We start from the raw sequence: 15,597 nt of genomic DNA on the forward strand, positions 1-15,597 counted from the left end.
GTTGTAGGCGTAGCGGTCGCCCGGCCCGTCGGCGGGGGTGTCGTGGGCGGGGAAGACGAGCCGGGTGCGGATCGCGTAGCCGGGGTCGTCGACGGCGAGGACGGGCGAGCGGGTCGTGGTGGAGAAGCGGACCTCGGGGGCGGCGCCGGACTCCTCCAGGGCGCGGGCGAGGCGCAGCGGCGCGTACATGAGCTCCTCGCTGCCGAGGACGAGGACGCGGCCGGGTTCGGGGCCGAGGGCGTCGGCGAGCTGCCCGGCGAGCCGCGGCAGGGACGCCTCCAGCAGGGCGCGGTGGGCGGGGGTGAAGCCGTGGCGGCCGCCGTCGGGCAGGGCGGCGGGCCAGTCGAGGCGGATGCGTACGGCGGCCCCGGGGCCCGGGCGGGAGGCGGCGGCTCCGGCCGCACCGGCCTCGCAGGCCAGACCCGCAGCCGCACCCGCAGCCACACCTCCCGCAGCACCCGCAGCCGCGCCCCGCGCCGCGGCCGCGCCCCGCTGCTCGTACTCCGCGACGAGCGCCTGCCCGCGCGCCAGCACCCCTTCGGGCAGGTGCACCGTCCCGGAGGCGAGGGCCAGCAGGTCCACGCGGGCGCCGATCTCGGCGGCGAACGCGGCGAGGCGCTCGCGGTCGGCCGGGGAGCGGACGTCGACGAGGGCGACGACGACGTAGTGGGTGCGCGGGTTGCGGGAGTGCAGGTCGCGGATGGTGTTGAGGACCGTGTTGCCGGTGGAGAACTCGTCGTCGACGAGGACGAGCGGCCCGCTGCCGGAGAGCAGCTGCGGGTCCTCGGGCAGCAGCAGGTGCGAGGTGGCGTGGGAGTGGCTCTCCTCGAATCCGCCGGCCGCGGCCAGGCCGGGTACGGGGCGGCGGGTGGAGTGCAGGTAGGGGGCGGCGCCGAGGCCGTCGGCGACGCAGTGGCCGAGCCCGGTGGCGGTTTCGGCGTAGCCGAGGACGACCGCGGTGGCGGGGTCCTCGCCGGAGGCGTCGAGGAGGGCGCGGACGCGCTCGCCGAGGCCGTGGCCGGCGGTGTAGACGGCCTGCGGGGACTGGGGGACGTGCTTGCCGAGGACGTTGGAGACGAGCAGGTGGGCCCGCTTGGGATTGCGTCGCAGGGCGAGGCCCAGGAGTTCGTCCAGCCGTGGCGCCCCGGGGTCGCCGGAGGCTCCTTCCAGGCGTACGCCCAGCCGGTCCGCCACCCAGGTTCCCGACCACACCGCGTCGATCGTCTTGCCCTTCTCCGTGGCCGGGGCGGTCAATGCCGCCGGCCTTGCCTGCCGGTGCGCGCCCGTTGCGCGCGCCGGTTCCGCCCGTCCGTCCGCCACGGCCGGCTCACACCTGGAGTCCGGCGGTGAGCAGGTCGACGAAGCCGACGTTCTCCTTCGCCACCCCGAAGGCCTCGGCGCGCTGCAGGGTGCGCTCGGCCCAGGCCCGGTGGGGCTTCACCTCGTTCATCTTGTTCGTGTACGCGGAGCGCATGACGCCGCCGCCGCCGCGCTCGGGGCGCAGGATGTCCTGGGCGTCGCTGAACTCCTCGTGGGAGACGACGGACAGGGCGTGCACGGGGGTGGTGTGGGCGGGGTGGATGCAGGTCTTGCCGAGGAGGCCGTTGGCGCGGTCGAGTTCGATCTCGCGGAGCAGGCCGTCCAGGTCGTGTTCGATGAGGGCGGTGCGCAGTTCCTCGACGCCTTCCTCCAGGAAGGGGCTGCGGCGCAGCTGCGGCTTGAAGAGGCGCTGCTGGCGGCGGAAGTACTCCCAGACGGGGCCGGTGACGGTGAAGCCGGTGCCGTCGGCGCGGCTGAGGACGTTGACGACGTCGGCGATGACCCCGGCGACGATCTGGATGTCGTACGCGGTCATGTCGGGGGTGCGGCGCAGCCCGTACGCGGAGCAGAAGTCGGTGACGCCGAGGCGCAGCGCGAGGACGCGGTCACGGTGGCGTCCGACGGTGCGGGAGACGCCCGCGAGGGCTTCGGCGCGGGTTTCGAGATGGAGGAGGTCGGGGGTTTCCAGGACGGGCATCGCGTACAGCCGGGGGAGCCCGGTCTGCTGCTCGGCTTCGGCGACGGCGTCGAGGAAGGCCGCGCCGCGACTCTCGGTGAACTTGGGCAGTACGAATCCGGCCAGGTGGTGCGCGGAGGGGCCGAGGCGGCGGGCGAGGTCGGGGATCTGCTCGGGGGTGCGGACGCGGATGAAGAGCAGCGGCGGCTCGGTGCCGTCCGCGGCGCCGAGGGCGTCGAGGTCGGCGAACTGGCGGACGAGGTTGTCCTCGGCGTCGGCGACGTCGCCGTCGCTGATGGAATCCTCCAGGCAGAGGACCATGGAGACGACGCCGCGGCCGGCCTGCTTGCGGATGTCGGCGGCGAGCTTGGGGCGGGTGGCCGGGCTGTAGAGGGTGGCGCCGAGGGCGGCGGCGAGCAGGCGGGCGGGGGAGGCGGCGGTGAACTCGGCCGGCTCCTGGTGGAAGAGGTTCTCGCGAACCGCGGGCGATACGTGCCCAAAGTGACGCATGTGCTCTCCCGTGCTGGCTCGGCGGCCCGATTGGCGTGGCCGGTAATAGTACGTATGAACGTCAGCCCAGAGTTCCTCCAGCACATGAAGTTCAGGTAACCCTCTTCCACGATGCCCACCCGTTTCGGCGGGGACACGGGCGCTGCGGGGGGCCGCGTTGTTCCGCGCGGCCCCGGGAGGGCAGGATGACCGGCATGACGCACGCGATGCAGAAGGGCTCGAACATCCCGGTGACCTCGGTGGCGGTCCGGGCGGTGCTGCGCTGGACCGGCGGCGCCGACGTCCCGGACGTGGACGCCTCCGCCCTGCTGGTGGGCCCGGACGGCCGGGTGCGGTCGGACGAGGACTTCGTCTTCTACAACCAGCCCCGCCACCCCTCGGGGGCGGTGTGGCGCCTGGGCAAGAAGCAGATCGGTGATGCGGTCACGGACGCCGTGCAGGCGGACCTGCGGGCCGTGCCGTCCGCGGTGGACCGGGTCCTGGTGGTCGCCTCCGCCGAGGACGTGCCCTTCGAGCGGGTCCGCGACCTGCGGATCCTGCTGTACGACGCCGCGGCGAGCGGCGGCGGCGAGCCGGTGGCCTACTTCGACGTGCGGCCCGAGACGGGCGCGGAGACGGCCCTGATCTGCGGCGAGCTGTACCGGCGGGGCGATGCGTGGAAGTTCCGCGCCCTGGGCGAGGGCTATTCGGACGGCCTGGTGGGACTGGCGACGGACCACGGGATCTCGGTCGACGAGAGCGCCGCCGAGGCCGCCGCGGGCGGCGCGTCCGCGGCGGCCGGTGCCGCCGGTGCCGCCGGTGCCGCCGCGGGGGCGGGTGCCCCCGACCCGGACCGGACGGCCGCGATGGCGCCGCCGACTCCGCTGCCGCAGCAGCCGGCCCCGCCGACGCAGGCGCCGCCCGCCGCGCCGCCCGCGTACGGGTACCCGCAGCCGGTGTCCCCCGGGCCGGGCGCCGACCCGGCGTTCCGGCTGCCGGTGCAGGGCCCGCAGTTCATGCGCCGCTGACGCCGCCCGCCGGGGCGGCGCCCGCTCCGGCAGGCGCCTCCTCCGGTCGGCGCGTCCGGCCCGGCGCCCCGCGGGCCGGTCAGGCCTTGCTCTTGTAGCCGCGCCCCCACTGCAGCCCCCACCCGTAGAGCCGGTCCAGCTCGGACTGGAAGCCGTACACGAACTTCACCTCGCGGCGGACGATCAGCTCGCCCTTGACGTGCTCGATCGAGACGACCGCGCAGGAGCGGGCCTCCGGCTGCCGCTCGTCCAGCGGGATCTCGATCCGCGGCCCGGTGCCCGGGTAGAGGGTGACCAGGGCGTTCGTCCGGTCGAAGGCGGGCGTCTGGTCGTAGATGTAGACGAACACGAGCAGCCGCTTGATGTCGTCGGCGTGGTCGAGGTTGACGTAGACGGTCTCCCCGGAGGGCGCCCCGAACCGGTCGTCGCCGCTGAGCTTCACGTACGGCGGGTCGTTGAGGTCGCCGAGCAGGTTGCCGAGGGGCTGGACGACGCCCCGGGTGCCGTCGGCGAGCTCGTACAGGCAGCCGAGGTCGAGGTCGACGTTGACCACGCCCTGCGTGTGCGCCTGCACCATGTCCGGCTTGAACAGCCTGAACGGGTGCCTCAGGAGCCCGGCGCCGAGGCCGCCGCGGCCGCCGATGTCGGAGGAGCGCATCCGCCAGGAGAGGTTCACGCGCAGATTGCCGTGGACCGCGCCCTGCTTGGTCAGCGACACCGTCGGGCGCCTCCGGGTCAGCTCGATCGCCGACGCGGGGCCGCCCGCGTCGAAGTCGAGGGCCCGACTCCCCCTGATCCCGTCGAAAAATCCCATCCCCCGGTCCCCCCTCTGTTTCCGGGATCCCCTGATCCCCTCGGTCTCGTGCGGTCGTGTCCGCGCCGCCCGCGCGGGGGCGCGGTCACGCGGACGGGGCGGCCCGCCGGGTCCGTGGACCCGGCGGGCCGCCCCGCAGTTGAGCGTTCCGCATTACCGCCGCGGTCATGCGTCGACGGTGGCGCCCTCCAGCTGCATCCGCTTGTTGCGGCGGACCGAGGACCAGAAGGAGGCGGCGATCAGGATGACGCCGATGGTGCCGGTGATGAGCTCGCTGATCTCGTGCTCGATGGTGACGAGCAGGATGACGGCGAGGGCGCCGATCGCGTAGTGGGCGCCGTGCTCCAGGTAGACGTAGTCGTCGAGGGTGCCCTGGCGGACCAGGTAGACCGTCAGCGAACGGACGTACATGGCGCCGATGCCGAGGCCGAGCGCCATCCAGAAGATGTGGTTGGTGATGGCGAAGGCGCCGATGACGCCGTCGAAGGAGAAGGACGCGTCCAGGACTTCGAGGTAGAGGAAGAGGAAGAACGCGGCCTTGCCGGCGAGGCCGACGGCGGAGACGGGCTTGCCCGCGGCCTTGGCCTTCTCCTCCTCCTCGTGCTCGCGCTCCTCTTCCTCTTCCAGCTTGTTCTCGAAGTAGGAGGACAGGCCGCCGACGATGAGGTAAGTGATCAGGCCGGCGACGCCGGCGAGCAGCACGGTGGCGGACTTGTCCGCGTGGCCGGCGCTGGTGTGGGCGTTCGTCGCGAAGGTCATCGCCGAGACCAGGAGGGCGATCAGGGCGACGCACACCGAGAGCATGTCGACCTTGCCGAGCTTGGCCAGGGGCCGCTCCAGCCAGGCCAGCCACTTGTGCTCGCGCTCCTCGAAGATGAAGTCGAGGAAGATCATCAACAGGAACATTCCGCCGAACGCGGCGATCGCCGGGTGGGCGTCGGTGACGAGCGCCTCGTACTGCGCCGGGTTTTCGAGGGCGAGCTCGACCGCCTCGATCGGGCCGACCTTGGCGCTGATCGCGACGATGGCCACGGGGAACACCAGCCGCATGCCGAAGACCGCGATCAGGATGCCGATGGTGAGGAAGATCTTCTGCCAGAAGGCATTCATCTTCTTCAGGATTCCGGCGTTGACGACCGCATTGTCGAAGGACAGCGAGATCTCGAGGATCGACAGGATCAGTACGACCCCGAACGCCTCCCACCCCCACTGCCAAGCGGCGAAGGCAAGGCCGAGCGCCGTGATGGCGAACGACCAGCCGAAGGTTTTCAGAACCACTGGCACCCCATGATCTTGTACGGCTTTTACGAAACGTTGACCCCGAAGTCTAGAGCGATGCCCCTGAGGCCCGATGCGTACCCCTGACCCACCGCCCTGAACTTCCACTCACCCCCGTACCGGTAGACCTCTCCGAAGATCATCGCGGTTTCGTCGGAGGCGTCCTCGGTGAGGTCGTAGCGCGCGAGCTCCTGGCCGTCGGAGTCGTTCACGACGCGGATGAAGGCGTTGGTGACCTGGCCGAACGTCTGGCGGCGGGCGTCCGCCTCGTGGATCGACACCGGGAAGACGATCTTGTCGACCTCGGCCGGGACCTTGGTCAGGTCGACGAGGATCGACTCGTCGTCGCCGTCGCCCTCGCCGGTGAGGTTGTCGCCGGTGTGCTCGACGGAGCCCTCGGGGCTCTTGAGGTTGTTGTAGAAGACGAAGTACCGGTCCCCCAGGACCCGGCCGTCGCGGCACAGCAGCGCGCTGGCGTCGAGGTCGAAGTCGGCCCCTGTCGTCGAGCGCGCGTCCCAGCCCAGACCGACCAGGACCCGGGTGAGGTTCGGTGCGGCCTTGGACAGGGAGACGTTGCCCCCCTTGGCGAGTGTGACGCCCATGTTGAAGTCCTCCCCGGACGACGTGGTGGTCGCGGCGCCCCCGGGGTGCTCCGGCGGGCCGGCGGTGGATCGGTGCCAAGCGCGTCCGGCGCCGTACACGCGGTGTGCACGACGCCGGACGGGTGGGACTGCCGGCGGGCCGGCAGCCCGGGGCTCAGACGTTGACGCCGAAGTCCTGCGCGATGCCGCGCAGGCCCGAGGCGTAGCCCTGGCCGATGGCGCGGAACTTCCACTCCGCGCCGTTGCGGTAGAGCTCGCCGAAGACCATGGCCGTCTCGGTCGAGGCGTCCTCGGAGAGGTCGTAGCGGGCGAGCTCGGTGTTGTCGGCCTGGTTCACGACGCGGATGTAGGCGTTGCGGACCTGGCCGAAGCTCTGCTGGCGGCTCTCCGCCTCGTAGATCGACACCGGGAAGACGATCTTGGCGACGTCGGCCGGGACGGCCGCCAGGTTCACCTTGATCGCCTCGTCGTCGCCTTCGCCCTCGCCGGTGAGGTTGTCGCCGGTGTGCTCGACGGAGCCGTCCGGGCTCTTCAGGTTGTTGAAGAACACGAAGTTGGCGTCGCTGGCGACCTTGCCCTGGTCGTTGGTCAGGATCGCGCTGGCGTCGAGGTCGAAGTCGACACCGGTGGTGGTGCGGGCATCCCAGCCCAGACCGACGAGCACGGCCGTCAGGTTCGGTGCGGCCTTGGTCAGCGAGACGTTGCCGCCCTTGCTGAGGCTGACTCCCACGGGTCCTCCAATGGGTTCATGAGTGCGGGGTCGGTGCCCCTGTCGTGCGATGGACCCTCCCGGCGGCGGGCCGGCAGGGCTACCCGATCAACGTGTCGATCCTAGTGACCGGTTCCCACCCGGACGAGGTTTCACGCGGAACCCGGCCGCCGGGAGCCCCGGGGCCGGATCAGAGGCTGTCGAGGGCCTTGATGTACTCGTTCAGGTCACGCGCGTCGGGCAGGCCGTTGACGACGGTCCAGCGCACGACGCCGTCCTTGTCGATGATGAAGGTGCCGCGCAGCGCGCAGCCCTTGTCCTCGTCGAAGACGCCGTAGGCGCGGGAGGTCTCGCCGTGCGGCCAGAAGTCGGAGAGCAGCGGGTAGTCGAGGCCCTCCTGCTCGGCGAAGACGCGCAGGGTCGGCACGGAGTCGTTGGAGACGGCCAGGAGCTGGACGTCGTCGTTCTGGAAGCGGGGCAGCTGGTCGCGGAGCTCGCACAGCTCGCCGGTGCAGACGCCGGTGAAGGCGAACGGGTAGAAGAGCAGCACGACGGCCTTCTCCCCGCGGAAGTCGGAGAGCCGCACCGTGGCGCCGTGGTTGTCCTTGAGCTCGAAGTCCGGAGCCTTGTTGCCGACCTCGATGGCCATCTGTCGCATCCCTTCGTTCCCGCACCCCGCTCTGGGCTGTTCGGGTGGCCCAAGCCTAATGTGCCGTCGCCGAAGGGGGCCCGTCCGGAACGCACACACCCCGCCGACAGGGTCGGCGGGGTGTGTCTCCGCTGGCTGCGGCGCGTGGCTCAGCGCTTGGACTTGGCGGCCTTCGGGGTCACCAGCTTGCTGGCGGCCCACTCCTTGCCGACGCTGACGGGCCGCGTCTGCGACAGGCCGGCCGTCTCGGCGGCCTCGCTGATGTCGCTGGCCTCGACGTAGCCGGGGCGGCCCGTCTTCGGGGTCAGCAGCAGGATCAGCGCGGCGTCCTCGACCAGCTCGGTGGCGTCGACGAGGGCGTCGGTCAGGTCGCCGTCCTCGTCGCGGAACCACAGCAGCACCGCATCGGCCACGTCGTCGTAGTCCTCGTCGACGAGGTCGTTGCCGATCAGTTCCTCGACCTCTTCGCGGAACTCCTGATCGACGTCGTCGTCGTAGCCGATCTCCTGGACCACCTGTTCGGACTGGAAACCCAGCCGGGCGGCCAGGCTCTCCGCGTGGTCCGCGGTCGCGCTCACGGGGTGCCTCCTGCTCATGTTCGGTGAATGTCTTCGGGCCGCGCGCGTGCGCGCAGCATTGGGCGTAGTCCACACGGGCGCGGCGGATCGCGCAAGTACCCGGCCGCGGAGACCGTCGAAACGGTGACGATTGCGGCCGTCTCGCCGCAACTTTCAGCCTTCCCGCGTGTCCCTGTGGTGATTCATCCCACACCATTCCGGCTCATTCGGCATCACACGCTGACTTTCCCACCTGTTTGAGGGGCGAACGCCCTTGCGAACCGCTTGCCGGCGGCCGCGGAGGCGGGGGCTCCGGCGGGAGCCCCTCGCGGCACGTCTTCGGCAATCCCCGGGACTCCAGGGATTACCCAGTGGTAGAGATGACGATTCCGACCGAGCGTAAGACCATGGGAGGCGGCGAAACCAAGGCACGACTCCCCTGACAGCGAAGGAACAGCGTGGCTTCCGCATCCGATCGCAATCCGATCATCATTGGCGGCCTGCCGAGCCAGGTACCGGACTTCGATCCGGAGGAGACGCAGGAGTGGCTCGACTCCCTCGACGCCGCCGTGGACGAACGCGGTCGCGAACGCGCCCGCTACCTGATGCTGCGGCTGATCGAGCGGGCCCGCGAGCGGCGCGTGGCCGTGCCCGAGATGCGCAGCTCCGACTACGTCAACACGATCGCCACCAAGGACGAGCCGTTCTTCCCCGGCAACGAGGAGATCGAGCGCAAGGTCCTGAACGCCACCCGCTGGAACGCGGCCGTCATGGTCTCGCGCGCCCAGCGGCCCGGCATCGGCGTGGGCGGCCACATCGCCACCTTCGCCTCCTCGGCCTCCCTCTACGACGTCGGCTTCAACCACTTCTTCCGCGGCAAGGACGAGGGCGACGGCGGCGACCAGATCTTCTTCCAGGGCCACGCCTCCCCGGGCGTCTACGCCCGCGCCTACCTGCTCGACCGGCTCTCCGAGCAGCAGCTCGACGCGTTCCGCCAGGAGAAGTCGAAGGCCCCGTACGGGCTGTCCAGTTACCCGCACCCGCGGCTGATGCCGGACTTCTGGGAGTTCCCGACGGTCTCGATGGGCCTCGGCCCGATCGGGGCGATCTACCAGGCCCGGATGAACCGGTACATGGAGGCGCGCGGGATCGCGGACACCTCCAGGTCACACGTCTGGGCGTACCTCGGCGACGGCGAGATGGACGAGCCGGAGTCGCTGGGCCAGCTCTCGCTGGCGGCGCGCGAGGGCCTGGACAACCTGACGTTCGTCGTCAACTGCAACCTCCAGCGGCTCGACGGCCCGGTCCGCGGCAACGGCAAGGTCATCCAGGAGCTGGAGTCGATCTTCCGCGGGGCTGGCTGGAACGTCATCAAGCTGATCTGGGACCGCTCCTGGGACCCGCTGCTGGCGCAGGACCGCGACGGCATCCTCGTCAACAAGATGAACTCCACGCCGGACGGGCAGTTCCAGACGTACGCCACGGAGACCGGCGCGTACATCCGCGAGCACTTCTTCGGCGACGACCAGCGGCTGCGGGCGATGGTCGCGGACATGTCCGACGACCAGATCCTCCACCTGGGCCGCGGCGGCCACGACCACCGGAAGATCTACGCGGCGTACGCGGCGGCCCGCGCCCACAAGGGCCAGCCGACGGTGATCCTGGCCAAGACGGTCAAGGGCTGGACCCTCGGCCCGAACTTCGAGGGCCGCAACGCCACGCACCAGATGAAGAAGCTGACGGTCGACGACCTCAAGCGCTTCCGCGACCGCCTGCACATCCCGATCACCGACGCGCAGCTGGAGAGCGGCGCCCCGCCGTACTACCACCCCGGCCGCAACTCGCCGGAGATCCAGTACATGCACGACCGCCGCAAGGCGCTGGGCGGCTACGTCCCGACGCGGGTGGTGCGGGCGCGTCCGCTGGAGCTGCCGGACGACAAGGCATACGCGGCGGTCAGGAAGGGCTCCGGCCAGCAGTCGATCGCGACGACGATGGCCTTCGTGCGCCTGCTGAAGGACCTGATGCGGGACAAGGAGATCGGCCGGCGCTTCGTGCTGATCGCGCCGGACGAGTACCGCACCTTCGGCATGGACTCGTTCTTCCCGAGCGCCAAGATCTACAACCCGCTGGGGCAGCAGTACGAGTCCGTCGACCGCGAGCTGCTGCTGGCGTACAAGGAGTCCCCGACCGGGCAGATGCTGCACGACGGCATCTCGGAGGCGGGCTGCACGGCCTCGCTGATCGCGGCCGGCTCGGCGTACGCGACGCACGGCGAGCCGCTGATCCCGGTGTACGTCTTCTACTCGATGTTCGGCTTCCAGCGCACGGGCGACCAGTTCTGGCAGATGGCCGACCAGCTGGCGCGCGGGTTCGTGCTCGGTGCGACGGCGGGCCGGACCACCCTGACGGGTGAGGGCCTCCAGCACGCCGACGGCCACTCCCAGCTGCTGGCGTCGACCAACCCGGGGTGCGTGGCGTACGACCCGGCCTACGGGTACGAGATCGCGCACATCGTCCGGGACGGCCTGCGCCGGATGTACGGCCCCGAAGCCGAGGACGTCTTCTACTACCTGACGGTCTACAACGAGCCGATCCAGCACCCGGCCGAACCGGACGGCGTGGACGTGGAGGGCATCCTCAAGGGCATCCACAAGGTGGCGGCGGGCACGTCCGGCGCGATCCCGGCGCAGATCATGGCCTCGGGCGTGGCGGTGCCGTGGGCGGTCGAGGCGCAGCGGATCCTGGCCGAGGAGTGGAACGTCAAGGCGGACGTCTGGTCGGCGACCTCCTGGAACGAGCTGCGCCGCGACGCCGTCGAGGCGGAGGAGCACAACCTGCTGCACCCGGAGGAGGAGCAGCGGGTCCCGTACGTGACGCGGAAGCTGTCCGGGGCGCAGGGGCCGTTCGTCGCCGTGTCGGACTGGATGCGGGCGGTTCCGGACCAGATCGCCCGGTGGGTGCCGGGTGCGTACACCTCGCTCGGTGCGGACGGCTTCGGCTTCGCGGACACGCGGGGTGCGGCGCGCCGCTTCTTCCACATCGACGCGGAGTCGGTGGTGCTGGCGGTGCTGACGGAGCTGGCGAAGGAGGGCCGGATCGACCGGTCCGCGCTCAAGCAGGCGGTGGACCGCTACCGGCTGCTGGACGTGGCGGCGGCCGACCCGGGCCCGGCGGGCGGCGACGCCTAGACGACCTGGCAGGCGCGGGCAGGAGTTCGGCGGCGGGCCGGGGTGCGGAGCGTGCGCCCCGGCCCGCCGGCTTGTGCGGGGTGTGCCGCGGGCCGGTCCGGTGGGGGGCTCGGGCGGATCCGGGCGTTCCCTACGATGCTGCGTATGAAGGAAGCCTCCCGCCGGCTGCGATGGGAGCGGCGGACGCAGGCTCCGCTGCTCGTCCTCGCCGTCGCGTTCGCCGTCGCCTACGCCGTGCCGATCGTCCTCCCGGACGCGGGGCCGGGTGTGCAGCGGGCGTGCACGCTGGTCGAGTGGCTGGTGTGGGGCGCCTTCGCCGCCGACTACCTCGTGCGGCTCGGGCTGTCGCCGGCCAAGCGGTCGTTCGTGCGCGCCCACTGGCTCGACCTGGTCGCGGTGGCGCTGCCGATGGTCCAGCCGCTGCGGCTGCTGCGGCTGGTGGCGACCTTGGTCCTGGTGGGGCGGCGGGCCAGGATGGCTCCGCAGATCCGGCTGACCACCTATGTGGCGGGTGCGGTGGTCGGCCTGCTGATGTTCGGCTCGCTCGCCGTGCTGAGCGTGGAGCGGGACGCCCCCGACGGCAACATCAGGAACCTGGGCGACGCCGTGTGGTGGAGCTTCACGACGATGACGACGGTCGGGTACGGGGACCACGCGCCCACCACGGGCCTGGGCCGGTTCCTCGCGGTGGGCCTGATGCTGTCCGGGATCGCGCTGCTGGGTGTGGTCACCGCGAACATCGCCGCCTGGTTCATCTCCCGTTTCGAGCGGGACGACCGCGTGGAGCGGGAGCAGACCGCCGCGATCGCCGACCTGGCCGCGGAGGTGCGGGCGCTGCGTGCCGAGGTGGCCCTGCTGCGCGGGGCCGCCCCGGACGGGCCGGCCGCCCTCGCGGTCCCCGCGCCCGCGCCCGCGGCGGCCCCGGCGCCCGGGGGCCGGGCGGCTACCGCTCCCACACCTTGAAGGCCCGTACGAGGTAGCCGGACTGGGGCAGTTGCACGCCGTCGCCGGGATACGTCTGGAACTCCCCGGTCTCGGCGCACTCGGCGGACTGGTACGTCGTCACCGGCCGCCCGGTGCGGTTGGCCAGCGACTGGGCGCTGGCACCGGCGGGCAGGGCGGTGCAGCTGTTGATGTCGAGGGTGCTCAGTTCGTACGCGTGCCGGGTGCCCTTGAAGTCGGGCTTGGCCCAGAGGCAGAGCTGGCCCGCGGCGCACGGCACCGCCCGGGCGGGCGGCGGTCCGGCGGCCGGCCCGGTCTGGGCGGCGCGGGCGGTGCCGGGCAGGAGCGCGGTGAGCGCGAGGGCGGCCGCGGCGAGGGCGGTGACGGTACGGGCGCCGGTGGCGCGGGCCGCGGCGGTACGGGCGGTGGCGGTGGTGGCGGCGGCGGAAACGGCACCGGCGGGTGAACTCGTACGCATGACGGATCGGCTCCTTGGTGGACGGGAGCGCCCCGGACCGCTTCCGGGAGCGCTGTGGGTCCACGCTGACCTGCGGCGACGGCCGGGCGGAAGGGGCTGCGGCCGGGTCCACCCTGATAGGCGCAAGCCCCGCCGGAGCGGTCCGGCGGGGCTGTGCGGTGCACGGTGTTGACGCGCGGCGGGGCGGGCTCAGACGTGGGCGGCGCCCGCGCCCGCGGCGGCGTTCTCCCCGCGCTTGGTGAAGCAGGCCACGACGGCGGCGGCCACGGCCACGACGCCGGCGGCGGTGAATGCCGTGCTCATCCCGGAGACGAAGGTGTCGTGCGCGACGTTGGTGATCGTCTCGGCGACCGGCGCGGGGACGCCCTCGGGGACGGGGGCGAGGCCGACCTGGACGCCCTTCTCGGCGAGCTCCTGCTGCTCGGGGGTGAGCGGCGGCAGCTGCGCCGCGGCCCACTTGTCCCCGAAGGTGTCGCTGACGGTGCCGGCCATGACGGCGCCGAGGACGGCGGTGCCGAGGCTTCCGCCGACCTGCATGGCGGCCTGCTGGAGGCCGCCCGCGACACCGGAGAGCTCCAGCGGGGCGTTGCCGACGATGACCTCGGTGGCGCCGACCATGACGGGGGCGAGGCCCAGGCCGAGGAGGGCGAACCAGAGCGACATCTCGAGGGTGCCGGTGCCGGGGGTGAGGCCGGCCATCCCGAAGCAGGCGGCGGCGGTCGCGGCCATGCCCGCGACGAGCGGTATGCGCGGGCCGACAGCGGTGATGGCGGCGCCGGCGAGCGGGGAGCCGATGATCATCATGCCGGTCAGCGGGAGCAGGTGCAGGCCGCTGTCGACGGGGCTCATGCCGTGGACGTTCTGCAGGTAGAAGGTGACGAAGAACAGGCCGCCCATGAAGGCGAACGCCATCAGCACCATCAGCACGGTGCCCGCGGACAGCGGCAGCGAGCGGAACATCCCGAGCGGGATCAGCGGCTCGTCCGCCTGGGACTCCCACACGGCGAAGGCGGTGAAGAAGGCCAGGGACACGAAGAGGAAGAGGAGGGTCCACAGGTCGCCCCAGCCCCACTCGGAGGCCTTGATGAGCGCCCAGATCAGCGAGAACATCGCGACCGACAGCATCAGGATGCCGGGGACGTCGAAGGAGCGCGGGGCGTTCTCGGCGCGGTGGTCGAGCAGGATGACCAGGCCGAAGGCCAGGGCGATGACGCCGACGGGGATGTTGACGTAGAAGACGGACTGCCAGTTGACGTTCTCGACGAGGAGGCCGCCGACGATGGGGCCGGCAGCGGTCGAGGCGCCGATGACCATGCCCCAGATGCCGATGGCCATGTTGAGCTTCTCGGCGGGGAAGGTGGCGCGCAGCAGGCCGAGCGCGGCGGGCATCAGCAGGGCGCCGAAGACGCCCTGGGCGACGCGGAAGCCGATCACGAACTCGACGGTGGTGGAGAGGCCGATCGCGGCGGACGCCCCGGCGAAGCCGACGATGCCGATCAGGAAGGTCTGCCGGTGTCCGAAGCGGTCGCCGAGCTTGCCGGCGGTGATGAGGGAGACGGCGAGGGCGAGCAGGTAGCCGTTGGTGATCCACTGGACGTCGGCGAGGGAGGCGCCGAGGTCCTGCTGGATCGCGGGGTTGGCGACGGCGACGACGGTGCCGTCCAGGGTGACCATCATGACGCCGATCGCCACGGCGAAGAGGGTCAGCCAGGGGTGGCCGCGCAGTGCGTTGCCGACCGGCCCCCCGCCCGGCTCCTTGACGGGGATGCTGTCGTCGCGGTCGTCGACGGTGCTCTGATGAGTCATGCCGCCACACTATTGACAGCGACTGACACTTCACAAACGGGTTAACGAGGCAGTCGCTGTCACGTCGCTCACGGGTACCCTGACCGCTCACTCAGCGTCAGATCAGGGGGCGGCCGGCCCGTCCCGGAAAGGACTCCCCGCGGTGATGACCGACGAGCGGCCCGCGTCCGCGCCCGGCCTGCGCGAGCGGAAGAAGCAGCGCACCCGGGACGCGCTGCTGCGCGCCGCCCTCCTCCTCTTCATCGCGCAGGGGTACGAGCAGACCACCGTCGACGAGATCACCGACGCCGTCGACGTCTCCCAGCGCACCTTCTTCCGCTACTTCGCCAACAAGGAGGAGGTCGCCTTCGCCGCGCAGGACCTCATCGACTCCCACTTCCTCGCCGCCCTGCGGGCCCGCCCGGCCGGCGAGGGACCCCTCACTGCGCTGCGCGGCGCGCTCCGCGACTCCTGGAGCAGCCTCGAAGAGGCCCTGTCGGAGGTGGTGCCCGTCGACCTCTACATGCGCACCTACCGGCTCATCGAGTCGACGCCGGCGCTGCTCGCCGCGCACCTGCGCCGCTCGGCCGAGGTCGAGGAGCGGATCGCCCGGCTGATCGCGGAGCGTGAGGGCCTGGATGTGGACGCCGACCCCCGCCCGCGCGTCGCCGTCGCCGCGTTCTCCGGAGTGATGAGGGTCACCGGGCGGCTGTGGGGACAGGGCGACGACACCGGCATCACCGCGATCCGCGACCTGACCGAGGCTTACCTCGACCACATCGGCCCAGCTCTGGCGCCCGACTGGCGCTGATCAGGCACGGGACGGCGGAACCTGAGGGCCGGTCAGTGCCGTGCGGTCCGGCAGCGGGCCGCCCGCCCGGGGGCTCGTGTCGGGGCGGCGCTGCGGGCGGGCGCCGCGGCCGCGGCGGGCCCGGCGGGCGCCGCCGCGGCGGCCGCCGGAGCCGCCCGCTCCCGGCACCGGCAGGCCGAGCAGGCCCTCCACAAAGCGGAACGCACGGCGGGCGCGGCCGCCCGCCGCCTGGACGCCGCCCGTGCGGCCGGCCGCTGAACCGCCGTCC

Annotated in this window: 14 protein-coding genes and 1 pseudogene; 4 read left to right on the forward strand and 11 right to left on the reverse strand. The window is 72.0% G+C overall.

The genetic code is table 11. The features are described 5' to 3' along the window. Both EF903_RS15315 and EF903_RS15320 read right to left on the reverse strand, forming a co-directional pair. On the reverse strand, positions 1-1,254 hold a 1,254-nt coding region (locus EF903_RS15315; protein WP_260615371.1), incomplete at its 3' end, for a phosphoribosyltransferase family protein. 73 nt (positions 1,255-1,327) lie between these two features. Beyond that, positions 1,328-2,506, reverse strand: a complete 1,179-nt coding sequence (locus EF903_RS15320; protein WP_125543785.1) for an HpcH/HpaI aldolase/citrate lyase family protein — start codon at positions 2,504-2,506, stop codon at positions 1,328-1,330. 194 nt (positions 2,507-2,700) lie between these two features. Here EF903_RS15320 and EF903_RS15325 point away from each other — a divergent pair, with 194 nt between their 5' ends. Further along, positions 2,701-3,513: a TerD family protein gene (locus EF903_RS15325; RefSeq protein WP_125543796.1), complete on the forward strand. Its 813-nt coding sequence runs from the start codon at positions 2,701-2,703 to the stop codon at positions 3,511-3,513. Positions 3,514-3,592: 79 nt separating this feature from the next. Here EF903_RS15325 and EF903_RS15330 read toward each other — a convergent pair whose 3' ends face one another. From EF903_RS15330 to EF903_RS15355, 6 genes are all read right to left on the reverse strand, one after another. Beyond that, positions 3,593-4,327: a Tellurium resistance gene (locus EF903_RS15330; protein ID WP_125543786.1), complete on the reverse strand. Its 735-nt coding sequence runs from the start codon at positions 4,325-4,327 to the stop codon at positions 3,593-3,595. Between the two features lie 165 nt (positions 4,328-4,492). Beyond that, positions 4,493-5,605, reverse strand: a complete 1,113-nt coding sequence (locus EF903_RS15335) for a DUF475 domain-containing protein (RefSeq protein WP_125543787.1) — start codon at positions 5,603-5,605, stop codon at positions 4,493-4,495. A gap of 26 nt (positions 5,606-5,631) precedes the next feature. Then, on the reverse strand, positions 5,632-6,207 hold the full coding sequence (locus EF903_RS15340) for a TerD family protein (RefSeq protein WP_125543788.1): 576 nt from the start codon (positions 6,205-6,207) through the stop codon (positions 5,632-5,634). A 154-nt stretch (positions 6,208-6,361) separates the two neighbouring features. Next, complete coding sequence (locus EF903_RS15345) at positions 6,362-6,937, reverse strand: TerD family protein (protein ID WP_125543789.1); 576 nt, start codon at positions 6,935-6,937, stop codon at positions 6,362-6,364. Positions 6,938-7,106: 169 nt separating this feature from the next. After that, positions 7,107-7,565: a peroxiredoxin gene (locus EF903_RS15350; RefSeq protein WP_125543790.1), complete on the reverse strand. Its 459-nt coding sequence runs from the start codon at positions 7,563-7,565 to the stop codon at positions 7,107-7,109. A gap of 149 nt (positions 7,566-7,714) precedes the next feature. Continuing rightward, on the reverse strand, positions 7,715-8,143 hold the full coding sequence (locus EF903_RS15355; protein ID WP_185902675.1) for a DUF3052 domain-containing protein: 429 nt from the start codon (positions 8,141-8,143) through the stop codon (positions 7,715-7,717). 437 nt (positions 8,144-8,580) lie between these two features. Between EF903_RS15355 and aceE the strand changes: the two genes are divergently transcribed. Together aceE and EF903_RS15370 are read left to right on the forward strand one after the other, a co-directional pair. Continuing rightward, positions 8,581-11,313, forward strand: coding sequence for a pyruvate dehydrogenase (acetyl-transferring), homodimeric type (aceE, locus tag EF903_RS15365; protein WP_125543791.1), 2,733 nt, complete (start codon positions 8,581-8,583; stop codon positions 11,311-11,313). A gap of 144 nt (positions 11,314-11,457) precedes the next feature. Next, complete coding sequence (locus tag EF903_RS15370; protein WP_125543792.1) at positions 11,458-12,276, forward strand: potassium channel family protein; 819 nt, start codon at positions 11,458-11,460, stop codon at positions 12,274-12,276. On the opposite strand, the gene EF903_RS15375 is transcribed toward EF903_RS15370, so the two are convergent. Together EF903_RS15375 and EF903_RS15380 are read right to left on the reverse strand one after the other, a co-directional pair. Beyond that, positions 12,257-12,733, reverse strand: a complete 477-nt coding sequence (locus tag EF903_RS15375; protein WP_125543793.1) for a peptidase inhibitor family I36 protein — start codon at positions 12,731-12,733, stop codon at positions 12,257-12,259. The two genes, EF903_RS15370 and EF903_RS15375, sit on opposite strands and share 20 nt — an antisense overlap. A 189-nt stretch (positions 12,734-12,922) precedes the next feature. Continuing rightward, the gene (locus EF903_RS15380; RefSeq protein ID WP_399420922.1) at positions 12,923-14,410 is read right to left on the reverse strand and encodes an MFS transporter; all 1,488 of its coding nucleotides are present in this window, start codon (positions 14,408-14,410) and stop codon (positions 12,923-12,925) included. A gap of 274 nt (positions 14,411-14,684) precedes the next feature. Between EF903_RS15380 and EF903_RS15385 the strand changes: the two genes are divergently transcribed. After that, positions 14,685-15,329: a TetR/AcrR family transcriptional regulator gene (locus tag EF903_RS15385; protein ID WP_125543795.1), complete on the forward strand. Its 645-nt coding sequence runs from the start codon at positions 14,685-14,687 to the stop codon at positions 15,327-15,329. Here the strand turns inward: EF903_RS15385 and EF903_RS34730 are convergent. Beyond that, a pseudogene (locus EF903_RS34730) lies at positions 15,330-15,597 on the reverse strand (hypothetical protein); the annotation flags it as partial.

It is taken from the genome of Streptomyces sp. WAC05292 (genome assembly GCF_003949955.1).
Lineage (GTDB): Bacteria > Actinomycetota > Actinomycetes > Streptomycetales > Streptomycetaceae > Streptomyces > Streptomyces globosus.

Bases quoted from the DNA above. Each gene is read 5' to 3' on its own strand.
- EF903_RS15340 (WP_125543788.1), bottom strand. From the start codon at position 6,207: ATGGGCGTCACACTCGCCAAGGGGGGCAACGTCTCCCTGTCCAAGGCC.
- EF903_RS15370 (WP_125543792.1), top strand. From the start codon at position 11,458: ATGAAGGAAGCCTCCCGCCGGCTGCGATGGGAGCGGCGGACGCAGGCT.
- EF903_RS15330 (WP_125543786.1), bottom strand. From the start codon at position 4,327: ATGGGATTTTTCGACGGGATCAGGGGGAGTCGGGCCCTCGACTTCGAC.
- EF903_RS15380 (WP_399420922.1), bottom strand. From the start codon at position 14,410: ATGATGGTCACCCTGGACGGCACCGTCGTCGCCGTCGCCAACCCCGCG.
- EF903_RS15325 (WP_125543796.1), top strand. From the start codon at position 2,701: ATGACGCACGCGATGCAGAAGGGCTCGAACATCCCGGTGACCTCGGTG.
- EF903_RS15320 (WP_125543785.1), bottom strand. From the start codon at position 2,506: ATGCGTCACTTTGGGCACGTATCGCCCGCGGTTCGCGAGAACCTCTTC.
- EF903_RS15350 (WP_125543790.1), bottom strand. From the start codon at position 7,565: ATGGCCATCGAGGTCGGCAACAAGGCTCCGGACTTCGAGCTCAAGGAC.
- EF903_RS15375 (WP_125543793.1), bottom strand. From the start codon at position 12,733: ATGCGTACGAGTTCACCCGCCGGTGCCGTTTCCGCCGCCGCCACCACC.
- EF903_RS15385 (WP_125543795.1), top strand. From the start codon at position 14,685: ATGACCGACGAGCGGCCCGCGTCCGCGCCCGGCCTGCGCGAGCGGAAG.